Below are 15,435 nucleotides of genomic sequence, written 5' to 3'. Positions count from 1 at the left end.
CGAAAAAATTAATGGCAATGGGAGGAATGCATGTATCTCGGCCTCGATCTCGGCACGTCGGGCGTCAAGGCGCTGTTGATCGATGCCGGGCAGAAGATCATCGGCTCCGGCCATGCTTCGCTTGACGTATCGCGGCCGCATCCCGGCTGGTCCGAACAAAACCCCGCCGACTGGATCCGCGCCTGCGAGACGGCCATTGCCGAGCTGAAAGCCTCGCACCCAAAAGAGCTTGCCGCGGTCAAGGGCATCGGCCTTTCCGGCCATATGCATGGCGCCACCTTGCTAGATGCCGGCGACCAGGTGCTCCGCCCCTGCATTCTGTGGAACGATACGCGCAGCCACGCCGAGGCCGCCGCGCTCGATGCCGACCCGCGCTTTCGCCAACTCACCGGGAATATCGTCTTCCCCGGCTTCACGGCGCCGAAACTCGCCTGGGTGAAGAACAATGAGCCCTCCGTCTTCGCCAAAGTGGCGAAGGTGCTTTTGCCGAAGGATTTCCTGCGGCTGTGGCTGACCGGCGAGCATATCTCAGAAATGTCCGACTCGGCCGGCACCTCCTGGCTCGATGTCGGCAAACGGCGCTGGTCCCCCGAGTTGCTTGCGGCGACATCGCTCGACGAAAGGCAGATGCCGTCGCTGGTCGAAGGCACGGAGAAGGCCGGAGCCTTGCGCGCCGAACTGGCCGTCAGCTGGGGCATAGCATCGGGCACCCCGGTTGCCGGCGGCGCCGGCGACAATGCTGCTTCGGCCTGCGGCATGGGCACGGTCGGCGCCGGCCACGCTTTTGTGTCGCTGGGCACATCTGGCGTGCTGTTTGCCGCCAACGCTTCCTACCTGCCCAATCCGGCAAGCGCGGTGCACACCTTCTGCCATGCCCTGCCCAACACCTGGCACCAGATGGGGGTCATCCTGTCTGCGACCGATTCGCTGAACTGGCTGTCGGAGATTTCAGGCAAGAAGGCCGGCGAATTGACCGCCGAACTTGGCGATGTGCTGAGAGCGCCGAGCGGGGTGTCGTTCCTGCCCTATCTCTCGGGCGAGCGCACGCCGCATAATGATTCCGCCATTCGTGGGTCCTTCACCGGACTGGCGCATGAGTCGAGCCGCGCGGTGCTGACGCAGGCCGTGCTTGAAGGCGTCGCCTTCGCATTCCGCGACAGTCTCGAAGCCTTGAAGACCGCCGGCACGGATTTGACGCGGGTAACCGCGATCGGCGGCGGCTCGCGCTCGCGCTACTGGCTGAAGGCGATCGCTACGGCGCTGCAGGTGCCCGTGGACATTCCGGCCGACGGCGATTTCGGTGCTGCCTTTGGCGCGGCGAGGCTTGGTCTGATCGCGGCGACAGGGGCTGATCCGCTGGCGGTGTGCACGGCGCCGAGGACGGATGCGACGATCGAACCGGATGTCCCGCTTGGCGGGGCGTATGCCGATGCCTATCAGCGCTACCGGGCGCTGTATCCGGCGATCAAGGGCGTGACCGCGTGAGTCGGCGCGAGGCACCCCCCTCTGCCCTGCCGGGCATCTCCCCCGCAAGGGGGGAGATCGGCAGCGTCGGCGGGTATGCCAGTCTTGTAAGGTGGGTGATTAGCGAAGGCGTGGATGCCAGCCAATCTCCCCCCTTGCGGGGGAGATGCCCGGCAGGGCAGAGGGGGGTGTCTCGCGCCACCCTTAATCGATCACTGCGCCGGCACCTTGTCCAGAAACCCGGTGACGCTCTTCAGGCGCCCATTTTCGATAACACCGATATCGGTGCCTTCGATAACCGACGGCACGCCTTCCGGCCCAAGATTCCACGAGAAGCGGATGCGGTCGCCAAACCCGTCCGGCGTACCCTTCAGCGAGAACCGGAAGCCGGCGAAGCGCTGCTGTACGCCGTCGATCAGCCCAGCAACGCCGGCGTGGCCGTCGCCCTGCATGAGCGGATCGCGGTAGCTGACGTCTTCGGTGAAGGTGGCCTTGAGCAGTTCGGCACGGCGATCCGCATCGGCCTCGTTCCAGGCGGTGATGTAGTTCTGGGCGATCGTGTTGAGGTCGGTCATGGTCTGTCTCCTTCGTTGAGTGGCTTTGACACGAGGCTTTTCACCCCAAGCGAGAGCGAAACCAATTACGCCTGAGGTAATCAGGGTGAACTATTCGAGAGAGGACAGAAATCATGAGCAGCGGATTTTTCGGCGACATCAAAGCGATCAAGTATGAGGGGCCGGATTCGACCAATCCGCTGGCCTACCGCTTCTACAATCCCGACGAGGTGGTGGCCGGCAAACGGCTGGAAGACCATCTGCGCTTCGCCGTCGCCTACTGGCATTCTTTCGCCTGGCCGGGCGGCGATCCCTTTGGCGGCCAGACCTTCGACCGGCCCTGGTTTCCCAAGGCTGGCGGCGTCGACACGATGGAACTGGCCAAGCTGAAAGCCGACGTCGCCTTCGAGATGTTCTCGCTGCTCGGCGCGCCCTATTTCTGCTTCCACGACGCCGACGTGCGGCCGGAAGGCAAGGATTTCTCCGAAAGTGCCGCGCGGCTCGACGAGATCGCCGACTATTTTGCCGCCAAGATGAAGAAGACCGGCGTCAAACTGCTCTGGGGCACGGCCAACCTGTTCTCCAACCGCCGCTTCATGTCGGGCGCCGCCACCAATCCCGATCCGGATGTCTTCGCCTATGCGGCGGCGACGGTGAAAAGCTGCATCGACGTCACGAAGCGGCTGAAGGGCGAGAATTATGTACTGTGGGGCGGGCGCGAGGGCTATGAAACGCTGCTCAACACCGATCTTGCCCGCGAGCAGGAGCAGGCTGGGCGCTTCCTCAGTCTCGTCGTCGACTACAAGCACAAGATTGGCTTCAAAGGCACGATCCTGATCGAGCCGAAGCCGCAGGAGCCGACCAAGCATCAGTACGACTACGACGTTGCCACGGTCTACGGCTTCCTCAAGCGCTTCGGGCTGGAGAAGGAAGTGAAGCTGAACATCGAGCAGGGCCACGCGATTCTTGCCGGCCATTCCTTCGAGCACGAGCTGGCGCTGGCCAATGCGCTCGGCGTCTTCGGCTCGATCGACATGAACCGCAACGACTACCAGTCGGGCTGGGACACCGACCAGTTCCCCAACAATGTGCCCGAGATGGCGCTGGCCTATTACCAGGTGTTGCAGGCCGGCGGCTTCAAGACCGGCGGCACCAATTTCGACGCCAAGCTGCGCCGCCAGTCGCTCGACCCACAGGACCTGCTGATCGGCCATATCGGCGGCATGGATTCCTGCGCACGAGGCCTCAAGGCAGCCGCCAAGATGGTCGAGGACAAGGCGCTGTCGGGTCCGCTGGCCGAGCGCTATGCCGGTTGGAACACGGCCGAGGGCAAGGCGATGCTGTCGGGCAAGCGCTCGCTGGAAGACATCGCCGAGCGCGTGGTGAAGAAGAAGATCGAGCCGCAGCCACGCTCCGGCCGCCAGGAGTTGCTGGAAAACATCGTCAACCGCTACGTCTGAGGGCGGAAAGCCGATTCGTTGTGCTCAAGGGTGGCTGGATAACATTCCGGCCGCCCCGGAATGGGGTTTGCGCAAGACCCTATCCGACGACAAGGGTTTGCCCTTTGGCGCCCCTCAATGACCTCGCTCTTGCCTTCAAACTGCCGTCACGTATCTCGTATAAGGATGCGGTTGTGGCGGGTGAAAAGGAAGGAGGCGAACCGATATGCAGCATGAACGCGAAATCGACGCCCTGCTCTCATCCGGCGAGACCGGATCGATCATCGACCGGCTGATGGCGCTGCCGCGGCCGACCGACAGCGTGAAAAACGAATGGGATCGTGCTGTCAGCAGCCGATTTGAAGTCCGTCTGGCGAGGCAGATGCGCTCGCAGATGGACGCCGGCAGCGATCGACAGAACGCAGCCTGATCTCCCTTTGTCTGTGCATGTCGTAATCCCAAAACCGCGACACACTTTTGGGCGACATGCATCAACCTCGGCGCAGCCTGACCGGGGCTTCGCCGAACGCTCTTGAAAACGCTCTGGAAAATGCCGCGGCGGACGAGAACCCCGTCCGCCCGGCAATATCCGCCATGGCGATCCGCGTGTCGACCACCAGCCGCCGCGCCGCGCCCAGCCGCAGCCTGAGATAATATGCGCCCGGCGTCTCGCCGATCGACTTGCGAAAAATGCTCTCCAATGTCCGCGCCGTCACCCCGGCGCGTTTTGCCACCGCGTCGATGGTCAGCGGCTGGTCGACATGCGATTCCATCAGCCGGATAGCCTGCGCCAGACGCGGGTCGTAGCCGTCGAGCCGGCCGAGCGAGACCAGCGGCTGCGCGTCGGTCGCGGCGCGCGCCTGGTCGTAGATGAAGACGCTGGCGACATCGAGCGCGACGGCCATGCCGAGCCGGGTGCGGATCAGATGCAGCATCAGGTCGAAGGTCGGCGACGCCCCGCCCGAGGTGAACACCGGTCCGTCGATGACGTAGCGGTCCGGACGCACGTCGACGCCGGGAAAGGCGGAGGAAAAATCCTCCATGTCTTCCCAATGGGTGGTGGCGCTGCGGCCTTCGAGGAGGCCGGCGCGCGCCACCAGCCATGTGCCGGCCTCGACGCCGCCGCAGGCGCGAGCCGCGCGGGCCGCTCGCCGTAATCCGGAAAGCAGAGCCGATGTCGCGTAATTCTGGGTGCCGAAGCCGGCGACGACGACAAGCACGTCGGTCGGCTCGGCCGCATCGAAGCGGCCCCTGACCGCCACCGGCAGGCCGCATGTGGTGACCGGCGCCTCGCCGGTGACCGAGACCAGTTTGAAATCGAACAGCGTCTCGCCTGAGATGCGGTTGGCGGCGCGCAGCGGGTCGACGGTCGACGCCACGCACATGATGGACGAGCCTGAAAACACCAGCAGCGTCACCTTGAGCGGCGATCGCTCAGCGCGGAAGATGGTCGGTTTTTCGCTTTTGATCATGAGAGCTTCGTAAATTGCAAAACAGTTTCCGGCAAGTCGGTCATTGTTAGGGTCTGTTTCTATGGGGAGGAGATGTCCATGCCGCTCGCGATGAACCGTGAGGTTTTCATTACCTGTGCCGTGACCGGGTCCGGCGGCTCGCAGGACCGCTCCCCGCATGTGCCACGCTCGCCCAAGCAGATCGCCGATTCGGCGATCGATGCGGCCAAGGCCGGTGCCGCCATCGTCCACTGCCATGTCCGCGACCCCGAGACCGGCAAGCCGCGCCGCGATGTCCATCTCTACCGCGAAGTGACGGACCGCATCCGCGCGGCAGAAGTCGATGTGATCCTGAACCTGACCGCCGGGATGGGCGGCGACATGGTGTTCGGCTCACCGGAAGCGCCGCTGCCGCTCAATGAAAAAGGCACCGACATGGGCGGCGCCACCAACCGCATGGAACATGTGCGCCAGTGCCTGCCGGAAATCTGCACGCTGGATTGCGGCACCATGAACTTCGCCGAGGCCGATTATGTCATGACCAACACGCCCGGCATGCTGCGCGCAATGGGCGGCATGATGACGGCGCTCGGCGTCAAGCCGGAGATCGAAGCCTTCGATACCGGCCACCTCTGGTTCGCCAAACAGCTGGTCGAAGAAAAGGTCTTGAATCCCGACGCGCTGGTGCAGCTCTGCATGGGTGTGCCGTGGGGGGCGCCGGACGACCTCAACACCTTCATGGCCATGGTTAACAACGTGCCGTCGACCTGGAACTGGTCGGCCTTCGCCATCGGCCGCAACCAGATGGCCTATGCAGCCGCTGCAGTGCTCGCCGGCGGCAATGTCCGCGTCGGTCTCGAAGACAATCTCTGGCTCGACAAGGGCGTGCTGGCCACCAATGCGCAGCTGGTCGAGCGCGCCGCCAGCATCGTCACCAATCTCGGCGCCAGGATTTTGGGGCCGGAGGAAGTGCGCAGGAAGCTCAACCTCACCAAGCGGGCGCCGATCGCAGCGGCTGCTTAAGACGGGAGCGGATCATGGCTACCGTCAAATTCACTGCGATGAAGGATGGCGACAGGCAAGACTACGAGTTCCTGACCGCCCATGAGATCGACTATGCCGCCAAGACCGGCGAGCGGCTGCTCGACGCTTTGGTGCAGCTCGACGAAGGCCTGTCCGGCTACAAGATCACCCGGCTCGGCCATTCGCTGCAGGCGGCGACTCGTGCCTGGCGCGACGGCGCCGACACCGACTGGATCGCCTGCGCGCTGCTGCACGACATCGGCGACATCTACGCTCCCTACAATCACGACGAATACGCCGCTTCGATCCTGAAACCTTTCGTGCGCGAGCAATGCACCTGGGTGGTGGAAAAGCATGGCGACTTCCAGCGGCTCTATTACGCGCATCATCTCGGCGGCAACCGCCATGCTCGCGACCGCTTCGCCAGCCATGCCTATTTCGACGATTGCGACCAGTTTTGCGAACGCTGGGACCAGTCGAGCTTCGACCCGGACTTCGACACGCTGCCGATCGCATTCTTCCGCCAGTTCGTGCTCGAAGTCTTCGCCCGCAAGGCCTACGACCCCTCCGTGATCCGCTCCGGCGAGCGCGTGCCTCTCATCGACCCTCAAACCGCCAAGACAAGAACCGGAGCCTGACCATGAGCATCATCAACAAGGCAGCCGCCATTGGCGGCGGTGTCATTGGCGCCGGCTGGGTGGCGCGGCTGCTGCTCAACGGCATCGACGTGTCGATCTTCGATCCGGACCCGGAAGCGTCGCGCAAGGTCTCGGAAGTGATGAAGGGCGCGCGCCGCGCCTACAAGCAGATGGTTCCCGGCGGCCTGCCCAGGGAAGGCAGACTGACCTTTGCCAAGACCATCGCCGAGGCGGTGGCCGACGCCGATTTCATCCAGGAGAGCGTGCCGGAGCGGCTCGACCTCAAACACCGCGTACTGGCCGAGATCGATCTCTACGCGCCGGCCAACGCCATTGTCGGCTCGTCCACCTCGGGCATCAAGCCGACCGACATGCAGGTGGCGATGAAGAAGCATCCGGAGCGTCTGGTTGTCGGACATCCCTTCAACCCCGTCTATCTGCTGCCGCTGGTCGAGATCGTCGGCGGCGAACAGACCTTTCCAGAGGCGATCGAGGTCGCAAAGGAGATCTATGCATCGATCGGAATGAAGCCGGTGGTGATCCGCAAGGAGATCGAGGCCTTTGTCGGCGACCGCCTGCTCGAAGCGGCCTGGCGTGAGGCGCTGTGGCTGATCAAGGACGGCATCTGCACGGTCGAGGAACTCGACGACATCATGCGCTATGGCTTCGGCCTGCGCTGGGCTCAGATGGGCATGTTCCAGGTCTACCGCGTCGCCGGCGGCGAGGCCGGCATGCGCCACTTCATGGCGCAGTTCGGGCCGTGCCTGAAATGGCCGTGGACCAAGCTGATGGACGTGCCGGAGTTCAACGACGAGCTGGTCGATCTTATTGCCACCCAGTCGGACGACCAGGCGCACGGCCTGTCGATCCGCGAACTGGAAAAGATCCGCGACGACAATCTGGTCGCGATCATGGATGCTCTGTCGAAACAGAACAAAGGCAAGGGCTGGGGCGCCGGCGCCTTGCACAAGGACTATACCAGGCAATTGGCCAAGCTGGCGGCGAAGAAGCCGGCCGCATCCAGGGCCGCCGAGAAGTCCAAGGCATCCAAGCCGGTAAAGAAGGCGGAAAAACCGAAGAAAAAGAAGAAGGGCTGAAGACCATGGATTTCGGGCTGTCGGAGGAACAGAAGCTCATTGTCGAGACGACGCGCGCTTTCGTCGAGAATGAGCTTTACCCGCATGAACGCGAGGTCGAGCGCACCGGCGTGCTGCGCCGCGAGCTGATCGAGGAGATCAAGGTCAAGGCAATCGAAGCGGGGCTCTATGCCGCCAACATGCCGGCCGATGTCGGTGGCGCCGGCCTCGATACGGTGACCTGGCTGCTCTACGAGAAGGAACTCGGCCGCGCCAACTATGCGCTGCACTGGACCTGCGTCGCGCGCCCCTCCAACATCCTGCTCGCCGGCACGCCGGAGCAGCGCGAAAAATACCTGTTCCCGTGTATTCGTGGCGAGAAGTGGGACTGCCTGGCGATGACCGAGCCCGGCGCCGGCTCCGATTTGCGCGGCATGAAGGCGTCAGCCGTGCAGGACGGCGACGACTGGGTGCTCAACGGCACCAAGCATTTCATCAGCCACGCCGATCTGGCCGATTTCGCAATTAGTTTCATGGCTTCGGGCGAGGAAGAAACGCCGCGCGGCAAGCGCAAGAAGATCACCGCCTTCTTCGTCGACAAGGGCACCAAGGGGTTCACCGTGCGCGACGGCTACCGCAACGTCTCGCATCGCGGCTACACCAACGCCATCCTCGAATTCGACGATTGCCGCCTGCCGGCAAGCCAGGTGCTGGGTGAGGTCCACAAGGGCTTCGACGTCGCCAATTCCTGGCTCGGCGCCACGCGCCTGCAGGTCGGCGCCACCTGTCTCGGCCGCGCCGAGCGGGCACTCGGCCACGCCATCGAATACTCGGCGCAACGCCAGCAGTTCGGCCAGCAGATCGGCAAGTTCCAGGGCGTGTCGTTCAAACTCGCCGACATGGCGACCGAATTGAAGGCGGCGGACCTGATGGTGTTCGAAGCCGGCTGGAAGTACGATCAGGGCACCGTCACCGATCAGGACATGGCCATGGCGAAGCTGAAGGCTACCGAAATGCTCGCCTTTGTTGCCGACGAAGCAATCCAGATCCATGGCGGCATGGGGCTGATGGATGACCTGCCGCTGGAGCGCATCTGGCGCGACGCCCGTGTCGAGCGCATCTGGGAAGGGACGTCGGAAATCCAGCGCCACATCATTTCGCGGGCGCTGCTGCGCCCGTTCGGGGCTTAAAAAGAAGAGACGGGGAATATGCACAAGCTTGAACGCCTCTTGCGCCCAAAATCCATCGCGGTGTTCGGCGGGGCTCAGGCCGCTGCCGTCGTCGCCCAATCGATCAAAATGGGCTTTGCCGGCGAAATCTGGCCGGTGCATCCGAACAAGGACGAGGTCGCCGGCCGCAAGGCCTATCGCTCGGTCGCCGACCTTCCCGGCGCGCCGGACGCTGCCTTTGTCGGCGTCAACCGGCATCTCACCATCGAGGTAATCAAGGCGCTGGCTGAGCGCGGCGCCGGCGGCGCCGTCTGTTTTGCCGCGGGCTTTCTCGAGACCGAGGCCTATGACGACGATGGCGAGCGGCTGCAGGCCGAACTGGTGGCCGCGGCCGGCCAGATGCCGATCATCGGCCCGAACTGTTATGGCCTGATCAACTACGCCGACGGCGCGCTGTTGTGGCCCGACCAGCATGGCGGCATCCGGCTGCCCGAAGGCGCCAAGGGCGTCGCCATCATCACCCAGTCCTCCAACATCGCCATCAACATGACGATGCAGAAGCGCGGCCTGCCGATCGCCTTCCTGATGACCGCCGGCAACCAGGCGCAGACCGGCCTCTCCGAAATGGCGCTCGGCCTGATCGAGGACGAGCGCGTCACCTCGCTCGGCCTGCACATCGAAGCCTTCGATTCGGTAGCAGGCTTCGAGAAGCTGGCGGCGCGGGCGCGCGAACTGAAGAAGCCGATCATCGCCATGAAGGTCGGCCGGTCCGAACAGGCGCGGCAGGCGACCGTCTCGCACACAGCTTCGCTCGCCGGTTCGGATGCCGCTTCGGGCGCTTTCCTGCGGCGGCTCGGCATTGCCCGCGTCGATTCCATCCCCGCCTTCATCGAGGCGCTGAAGCTGCTGCATGTCACAGGGCCGCTGCCCGGCTATCGTCTGTCGTCGATGAGCTGCTCCGGCGGCGAAGCCTCGGTCATGGCCGACAGCGCCGAAGGCCGCTGGGTCAATTTCCCGGAGCTCACCAGCAAGCACCGCGCCCATGTCAAATCGACGCTCGGGCCGCTGGTCGCGGTCGCCAACCCGTTGGACTATCACACCTTCATCTGGAACAACGAACCGGCGATGACCGCCACCTTCACCGCCATGGTGTCGGGCGGCTTCGACCTCAACATGCTGGTGCTCGACTTTCCACGCCCCGACCGCTGCTCGGTCACCGACTGGTGGGCGACGCTGCGCGCCTTCGAATCGGCGCTGAAGACCAACAAGGCGCATGGCGCGATCGTCTCGTCGCTGCCGGAGAACCTGCCGGAGGAATACACCGCCGAACTGATGGCGCGCGGCATGGTGCCGCTGTTCGGCATCTCCGAGGCCATGGATGCCGCAGGTGCGGCAGCCTTCATCGGCTGGGCCTGGGCCGAGCCGCAGGCGCAGCCTATCGACACGTCGGCTGCAGGTGCGGCCGGAGGTGACCATGTCACCCCTGACGAGGCCGAAGCCAAGGCGCGGTTGATCAAGGCCGGCTTGCCGGTGCCGAAGGCAGAACGTGCCGCTAACGCCGTAGAGGCGGTGATTTCGTCGATGGCGCTCGGCTTCCCGGTGGCGTTGAAGGCGCTTGGCGTCACCCACAAGTCGGAAGTCGGCGCTGTCAGGCTTAACCTCAAGGACGCCGAATCCGTCAGCACCGCGGCGCACGATCTCTTGCCGCTCGGCACCGGGCTCTATGTCGAGCGCATGGTGCGCGACGGCGTCGCCGAGCTGATCGTGGGCTTTACCCGCGACCCGATGTTCGGCGCCGTCATGACGCTGGGAACTGGCGGCGTGCTGGTCGAGCTGTTGCGCGACAGCGTGACCTTGATGCTGCCGGCAACGCGCGACGATATCGAGGCGGCGCTACGCGGCCTGAAACTGTTCCCTCTGCTTGAGGGCTATCGCGGCCGGCCGAAGGCCGATGTCGCCGCGGCCATCGGCGCCATCGCAGGCATTGCCGGCTTCGTGCAGAAGAATGCCGGCGATATCGAGGAACTCGACATCAACCCGCTGATCGTCTGCGCCGAAGGCAAGGGCGCCTGGATTGCCGACGCGCTGCTGGTGCTGGGAGAGAAGAAGAATGTCTGACGTCATTTCAACTCGCCGCGAGGGCACCATCCTCGAGGTCACGCTCGACCGGCCCAAGGCCAACGCCATCGACCTGAAAACGTCGCGGCTGATGGGCGAGACCTTCAAGGCGTTCCGCGACGATCCCGGATTGCGCGTCGCCATCGTCAAGACCGCCGGCGACAAGTTCTTCTGCGCCGGCTGGGATTTGAAGGCAGCCGCCGGTGGCGACGCGGTCGACGGCGACTATGGCGTCGGCGGTTTCGCCGGCCTGCAGGAGCTGCGCGACATGAACAAGCCGGTCATTGCCTGCGTCAACGGCATGGCGGTGGGCGGCGGCTTCGAGCTAGCGCTGTCCTGCGACCTCATTTTCGCCTCCGACCACTCCTCCTTCGCCCTGCCCGAGATCCGCGCCGGGACCTTGGCCGACGCCGCGACGATCAAGCTGCCCAAGCGCATTCCCTATCATGTCGCCATGGACCTGCTGCTCACCGGCCGCTGGATGGATGTGGCGGAAGCGCATCGCTGGGGGCTGGTCAACGAAGTGCTGCCCAAGGACAAGCTCGAGGAGCGCGTCTGGGAGATCGCAAGGCTGCTCGCCAGCGGCCCGCCACTGGTGTTCGCCGCGATCAAGGAGACGGCGCGGGTGGCGGAGGCGCTGACCTTCCAGGACGCGATGAACCGCGTGACGCGCCGGCAATTGGCGACGGTAGATGCGCTTTATGGCTCGGAGGACAATGTGGAAGGGTTTCGTGCGTTCGCAGAAAAGCGCGACCCGGTGTGGAAGGGGAAGTAGCCTCTTTACCCTCCCCTCGATGGGGAGGGTCGGACCGAAGGTCCGGGGTGGGGTGATGCGCCACCACCCCCCCCCCCCCCCGGGGGGGGGGGCGGGCGCCCCCGGGGGGGGGGGGGGGGGGCATGCGCCACCACCCCCCACCCGCCGCTTCGCGGCGACCTCCCCCATCAAGGGGGAGGTAAAGGAGCTGCATGACCGACTACAAAACCCTCATCGACGCCGAGACCTGGGCCTTCATCGAGAAGACCAACTCCTACTATCCTCCCGACACGATCGACTACACCATCGCCCAGCAGCGTGCGATCTATGACCGGATGTGCCGCGAGTTTTTTGCCGGCTATCCCGATGGCGTGACGGCGGAAACGACAATCATTGCCGCCCACGACATCCCGATCCGCATTTATCGCAACGCGACACCGGGCCATGCCGCGATGGTGCTTTACATCCATGGCGGCGGCTTCATCCTCGGTGGGCTGGACAGCCATGACGATATCTGCGCCAAGCTGTGCGCCCGGACCGGCTTCGAAATGGTCTCCATCGACTACCGCCTGGCGCCGGAGCATCTGCACCCGGCCGCCTTCGACGATGCGCTGCATGCCTTCGAATGGGCGGCCAGAACCTACGATCAACCTGTCCTGCTGTGCGGCGACAGCGCCGGCGGCAATCTCTGCGCGGCTGTCGCCCACGCGACGCGCAGCCATGCCAAAAAGCCGATCGGCCAAGTGCTGATCTATCCCGGCCTCGGCGGCGACCGTTCGCAAGGCTCCTATTTGACCCATGCGGAAGCGCCGATGCTGACGGTGCGCGATCTCGACTTCTACAGGGATATCCGCACCGGCGGCGTCGACGGCACCGGCGACATCACTTTGTATCCACTGGCCGACGTCGATTTCACCAGCCTGCCACCGACAGTGCTGATCACCGCTGAGTGTGACCCGCTGTCGTCCGACGGCGAGGCCTACCGCGATCGCGTCCTCGCTGCCGGCGGCCATGCCGCCTGGTTCGAGGAGCCGGGACTGGTGCACGGCTATCTCCGGGCCAGGCACACGGTCGGCCGGGCCCGCGCCAGCTTCAACCGTATCGTCGAAGCGGTGTCGGTGCTGGGCAGAGGCGACTGGATCTGGTGAACGGCTCAGCCGCGGACAAAGGCTATCAGCGTCTCGGCCATGCGATCGTTGAACTCCCGGCGAAAGCGGTTTTTCTTCAGCCATTCCGGATTTGAGCCGACGGTCTTGATGGCATCGACGACAATGCCTTTGCCGTCGACGATGAAATAGTCGATGGCGCCGAAATCCAGATTGAGCCTTTGCCGCACCGCCAGCACCTCCGGCGGGACGGCGCCGCCCACCTCATTGCTCAGGATTTTTGAGCCGGCGCACAACACATCGTCGTAGACCTGCCGCATGTTGATCTCGGCGCCGAGCAGGAACATGTAGCGGTGTTTGACGATGGGCAGGTCGAGGGTTTCGAAGGCGAACCTTTCCACCATCAGGCGATTGTTGCGCCATACATCCGGAGGAACCTCGCCGATCGTCTGGTAGACTTGATAGGGCGGGCACAGGCGGTCCTTGTAGCCGGGTTCGAAGAGCTTGCGGATGGCATGCGCGCTCCTGGTCAGGCCGTTGCGATGCTGCCACCAGCGCTGCTCTGGTCGGCCCCTGGAGTTGAGGACGGTCTTGACGACAACCGGCCCCTCGTGGCTGTCGCCTGCCTCCAGCTTCAGTGTCGAATAAAGGTGCCGGTGGATGGACAGCGCGCGGCCATTGATGGTGCGGTCGTAGAGGTGGCCGAGCCCGCGGTACGTTGGCGGCACGACTGTCAGGTCGACATGCAGAAAGGCCACCGGCGCCCGATCTCGGCCGGCTGGCCGGTCGAGCAGGCGCACTTTCAATCCAGCCTGTTCCAGGTAAGGCAGCAACTGCGCGATGCTATAGCTCCGCACCAGTCGGAAATTGCGCAGGCTCTCTACATAGACATCGAGATCGGCGGCAGACACCGAACGCTATTCCTTGATATCGACGCCCGCGAAATCATGGTGATCAAAGGGGTCCATGACATAGCCCGTCACCTGTTCGCGCATCGGCATCGAGACCACGGAGTGGGCGATAGCGACCCACGGCATCTGCTCCCTGAAGATCGTTTGCGCCTGCGAATAGAGTTTTGCGCGGGCAGCGGGATCGACGATCCCGGCTGCCTGCTTGAGCAGATCGTCGAATGCCGGAAAACACCAGTTGGCACGATTGGTGGTGCCGACGCCGGCACAGCCAAGCGGCACCGACAGGAAGTTATCGGGGTCGCCATTGTCGCCGGTGAAGCCGAACAGCATGGCGCCGTCGCGGTCGCGTGACTTCGAGCGGGCAAGGTATTCAGTCCACTCATACGTCACGACTTCCACGTTGACACCGATCTTTGCCAGGTCGGACTGGATCATTTCGGCCATACGCTGCGCATTCGGGTTGTAGGGACGCTGCACCGGCATCGCCCAGATCTTCATGTGCAGGTCTTTTACGCCGGCATCGGCGAGCCCCTGCCTGGCGGCAGCGGGGTCGAAGACATGATCGGGGCTCGTCTTGTCATAGGCCCAGGAGGTCGGCGGCAGCGGATTGCGTGCGACTTCACCGGTGCCGCGGAACACGACGTCGACCAGCGCCTGGGTGTCGATGGCCATGGCGATCGCCTTCCTCACCCTTGGATCGTCGAAGGGCTTCTGCAAGGTGTTGAAGGCGAGGTATCCCGTATTGAGGCCCTCCTGCCGCATGACCTTGATGCCGGGTGTCGCCTTGATCGCCTCCAGGTCGGCCGGATTTGGATAGGGCATGAGATCGCATTCGCCGGCGCGCAGCTTTTCCATGCGAATGCTGGCATCGGTGGCAATGGCGAAGACGAGATCGTCGATCTTCGGCTTGCCGCGCCAGTAGTCCGGATTGGCCTTGTAGCGGATTACTGCATCCTGCTGGTAGTCGACAAGCTGGAATGGACCCGTCCCGACCGGCTTCAGCGCCAGGTCGAGCAGCCGCTTCTCTGCGACGAGCTTGTCGGCATATTCCTTGGAAACGACCGAAGCGAAATCCATCGCCAGGTCGGCAAGCATCGGCGAATGCGGCGCCTTCAGCGTCATCACCACAGTATGGTCGTCAAGCTTGCGCCAACCGGCGACAAGATCCGGCATGCCGATGCCGTCGAAGTAAATGTACTGGCGTTTGGCGTAATTGTTGAACGGGTTCTGCGCGTTGGCCTGCCGGTCGAAGGTGAACAGCACGTCATCGGCATTGAAGTCGCGACTAGGCGTAAAGCCCTCGACGCTGTGGAATTTCACGCCCTGCCGCAGGTGGAATGTGTAGGTAAGGCCGTCGTCGGAAATCTCCCAGCTTTCGGCAAGGCCGGGGCGCACCTTGGTGGTGCCGGGCTCGAACTCGACCATGCGGTTGTAGAGAGCGGTGGCCGAGGCGTCGCGGGATCCGGAGGCGAGTGCGGGATCGAACGTATCGGGGCTAACCTCGGTGCAGTAGACCAAGGTCTTGGCTAAGGATTGATGGGCCGGCAACGCACATGGAAAAAGCGCCGCCAGCAATAGAACGAAGTGCCTGCGTGTGATGATACCCCCCAGGGTTGGGAAGACGCTAGCAGAAGCCGGCACTGACGGTAAGTAAGCCGGCCGGTCTTTCGCGCGCCAAGACTGTTTTCCACCTTGAGTTGACACAAGGAATTAGCCGCGCCTCTGTGAAATG

General features: G+C 63.9%; 14 protein-coding genes. 10 read left to right on the top strand and 4 right to left on the bottom strand.

Annotated elements, in window-relative coordinates:
- Positions 1-30: 30 nt before the first annotated feature.
- Complete coding sequence (xylB, locus tag NKJ78_RS24360; protein ID WP_023738054.1) at positions 31-1,485, top strand: xylulokinase; 1,455 nt, start codon at positions 31-33, stop codon at positions 1,483-1,485.
- Positions 1,486-1,676: 191 nt separating this feature from the next.
- Here xylB and NKJ78_RS24355 read toward each other — a convergent pair whose 3' ends face one another.
- A complete protein-coding gene (locus NKJ78_RS24355) occupies positions 1,677-2,039 on the bottom strand; it encodes a nuclear transport factor 2 family protein (protein ID WP_023689938.1) in 363 nt (120 codons plus the stop codon).
- A 113-nt stretch (positions 2,040-2,152) separates the two neighbouring features.
- Between NKJ78_RS24355 and xylA the strand changes: the two genes are divergently transcribed.
- Together xylA and NKJ78_RS24345 are read left to right on the top strand one after the other, a co-directional pair.
- Positions 2,153-3,478 (top strand): xylose isomerase, encoded by a 1,326-nt coding sequence (xylA, locus tag NKJ78_RS24350; RefSeq protein WP_023684279.1) that lies wholly within the window; start codon positions 2,153-2,155, stop codon positions 3,476-3,478.
- A 205-nt stretch (positions 3,479-3,683) separates the two neighbouring features.
- On the top strand, positions 3,684-3,887 hold the full coding sequence (locus NKJ78_RS24345; RefSeq protein ID WP_023668865.1) for a hypothetical protein: 204 nt from the start codon (positions 3,684-3,686) through the stop codon (positions 3,885-3,887).
- Positions 3,888-3,948: 61 nt separating this feature from the next.
- On the opposite strand, the gene NKJ78_RS24340 is transcribed toward NKJ78_RS24345, so the two are convergent.
- The gene (locus NKJ78_RS24340) at positions 3,949-4,929 is read right to left on the bottom strand and encodes a GlxA family transcriptional regulator (protein WP_023668864.1); all 981 of its coding nucleotides are present in this window, start codon (positions 4,927-4,929) and stop codon (positions 3,949-3,951) included.
- 78 nt (positions 4,930-5,007) lie between these two features.
- Between NKJ78_RS24340 and bcoG the strand changes: the two genes are divergently transcribed.
- The 7 genes from bcoG (at position 5,008) to NKJ78_RS24305 (ending at position 12,834) form a co-directional block, all read left to right on the top strand.
- Positions 5,008-5,931: a 3-dehydrocarnitine:acetyl-CoA trimethylamine transferase BcoG gene (bcoG, locus tag NKJ78_RS24335; protein WP_023668863.1), complete on the top strand. Its 924-nt coding sequence runs from the start codon at positions 5,008-5,010 to the stop codon at positions 5,929-5,931.
- A gap of 14 nt (positions 5,932-5,945) precedes the next feature.
- Positions 5,946-6,569 (top strand): HD domain-containing protein, encoded by a 624-nt coding sequence (locus NKJ78_RS24330; protein WP_352459296.1) that lies wholly within the window; start codon positions 5,946-5,948, stop codon positions 6,567-6,569.
- A 2-nt stretch (positions 6,570-6,571) separates the two neighbouring features.
- Complete coding sequence (locus NKJ78_RS24325) at positions 6,572-7,666, top strand: carnitine 3-dehydrogenase (RefSeq protein ID WP_023696920.1); 1,095 nt, start codon at positions 6,572-6,574, stop codon at positions 7,664-7,666.
- A gap of 5 nt (positions 7,667-7,671) precedes the next feature.
- Complete coding sequence (locus tag NKJ78_RS24320; protein WP_023668860.1) at positions 7,672-8,835, top strand: acyl-CoA dehydrogenase family protein; 1,164 nt, start codon at positions 7,672-7,674, stop codon at positions 8,833-8,835.
- Positions 8,836-8,853: 18 nt separating this feature from the next.
- Entirely contained in the window at positions 8,854-10,932 is a 2,079-nt protein-coding gene (locus tag NKJ78_RS24315; protein WP_352459295.1) for an acetate--CoA ligase family protein, read from the top strand.
- Positions 10,925-11,707, top strand: a complete 783-nt coding sequence (locus NKJ78_RS24310) for a carnitinyl-CoA dehydratase (protein WP_352459294.1) — start codon at positions 10,925-10,927, stop codon at positions 11,705-11,707. Before NKJ78_RS24315 ends, NKJ78_RS24310 begins: the two co-directional genes overlap by 8 nt.
- A 191-nt stretch (positions 11,708-11,898) precedes the next feature.
- Positions 11,899-12,834, top strand: a complete 936-nt coding sequence (locus NKJ78_RS24305) for an alpha/beta hydrolase (protein WP_352459293.1) — start codon at positions 11,899-11,901, stop codon at positions 12,832-12,834.
- Positions 12,835-12,839: 5 nt separating this feature from the next.
- Here NKJ78_RS24305 and NKJ78_RS24300 read toward each other — a convergent pair whose 3' ends face one another.
- Together NKJ78_RS24300 and NKJ78_RS24295 are read right to left on the bottom strand one after the other, a co-directional pair.
- Positions 12,840-13,703 (bottom strand): hypothetical protein, encoded by an 864-nt coding sequence (locus NKJ78_RS24300; protein WP_352562656.1) that lies wholly within the window; start codon positions 13,701-13,703, stop codon positions 12,840-12,842.
- Positions 13,704-13,709: 6 nt separating this feature from the next.
- Entirely contained in the window at positions 13,710-15,305 is a 1,596-nt protein-coding gene (locus tag NKJ78_RS24295; RefSeq protein WP_502896847.1) for an ABC transporter substrate-binding protein, read from the bottom strand.
- Between the last annotated feature and the right edge of the window lie 130 nt (positions 15,306-15,435).

The organism is Mesorhizobium sp. M0037, assembly GCF_040323635.1.
In the GTDB taxonomy this organism is placed as follows: domain Bacteria; phylum Pseudomonadota; class Alphaproteobacteria; order Rhizobiales; family Rhizobiaceae; genus Mesorhizobium.
This window is presented reverse-complemented; position numbering and strand designations above follow the sequence as displayed.

Bases quoted from the DNA above. Each gene is read 5' to 3' on its own strand.
- xylB (WP_023738054.1), top strand. From the start codon at position 31: ATGTATCTCGGCCTCGATCTCGGCACGTCGGGCGTCAAGGCGCTGTTG.
- NKJ78_RS24355 (WP_023689938.1), bottom strand. From the start codon at position 2,039: ATGACCGACCTCAACACGATCGCCCAGAACTACATCACCGCCTGGAAC.
- xylA (WP_023684279.1), top strand. From the start codon at position 2,153: ATGAGCAGCGGATTTTTCGGCGACATCAAAGCGATCAAGTATGAGGGG.
- NKJ78_RS24345 (WP_023668865.1), top strand. From the start codon at position 3,684: ATGCAGCATGAACGCGAAATCGACGCCCTGCTCTCATCCGGCGAGACC.
- NKJ78_RS24340 (WP_023668864.1), bottom strand. From the start codon at position 4,929: ATGATCAAAAGCGAAAAACCGACCATCTTCCGCGCTGAGCGATCGCCG.
- bcoG (WP_023668863.1), top strand. From the start codon at position 5,008: ATGCCGCTCGCGATGAACCGTGAGGTTTTCATTACCTGTGCCGTGACC.
- NKJ78_RS24330 (WP_352459296.1), top strand. From the start codon at position 5,946: ATGGCTACCGTCAAATTCACTGCGATGAAGGATGGCGACAGGCAAGAC.
- NKJ78_RS24325 (WP_023696920.1), top strand. From the start codon at position 6,572: ATGAGCATCATCAACAAGGCAGCCGCCATTGGCGGCGGTGTCATTGGC.
- NKJ78_RS24320 (WP_023668860.1), top strand. From the start codon at position 7,672: ATGGATTTCGGGCTGTCGGAGGAACAGAAGCTCATTGTCGAGACGACG.
- NKJ78_RS24315 (WP_352459295.1), top strand. From the start codon at position 8,854: ATGCACAAGCTTGAACGCCTCTTGCGCCCAAAATCCATCGCGGTGTTC.
- NKJ78_RS24310 (WP_352459294.1), top strand. From the start codon at position 10,925: ATGTCTGACGTCATTTCAACTCGCCGCGAGGGCACCATCCTCGAGGTC.
- NKJ78_RS24305 (WP_352459293.1), top strand. From the start codon at position 11,899: ATGACCGACTACAAAACCCTCATCGACGCCGAGACCTGGGCCTTCATC.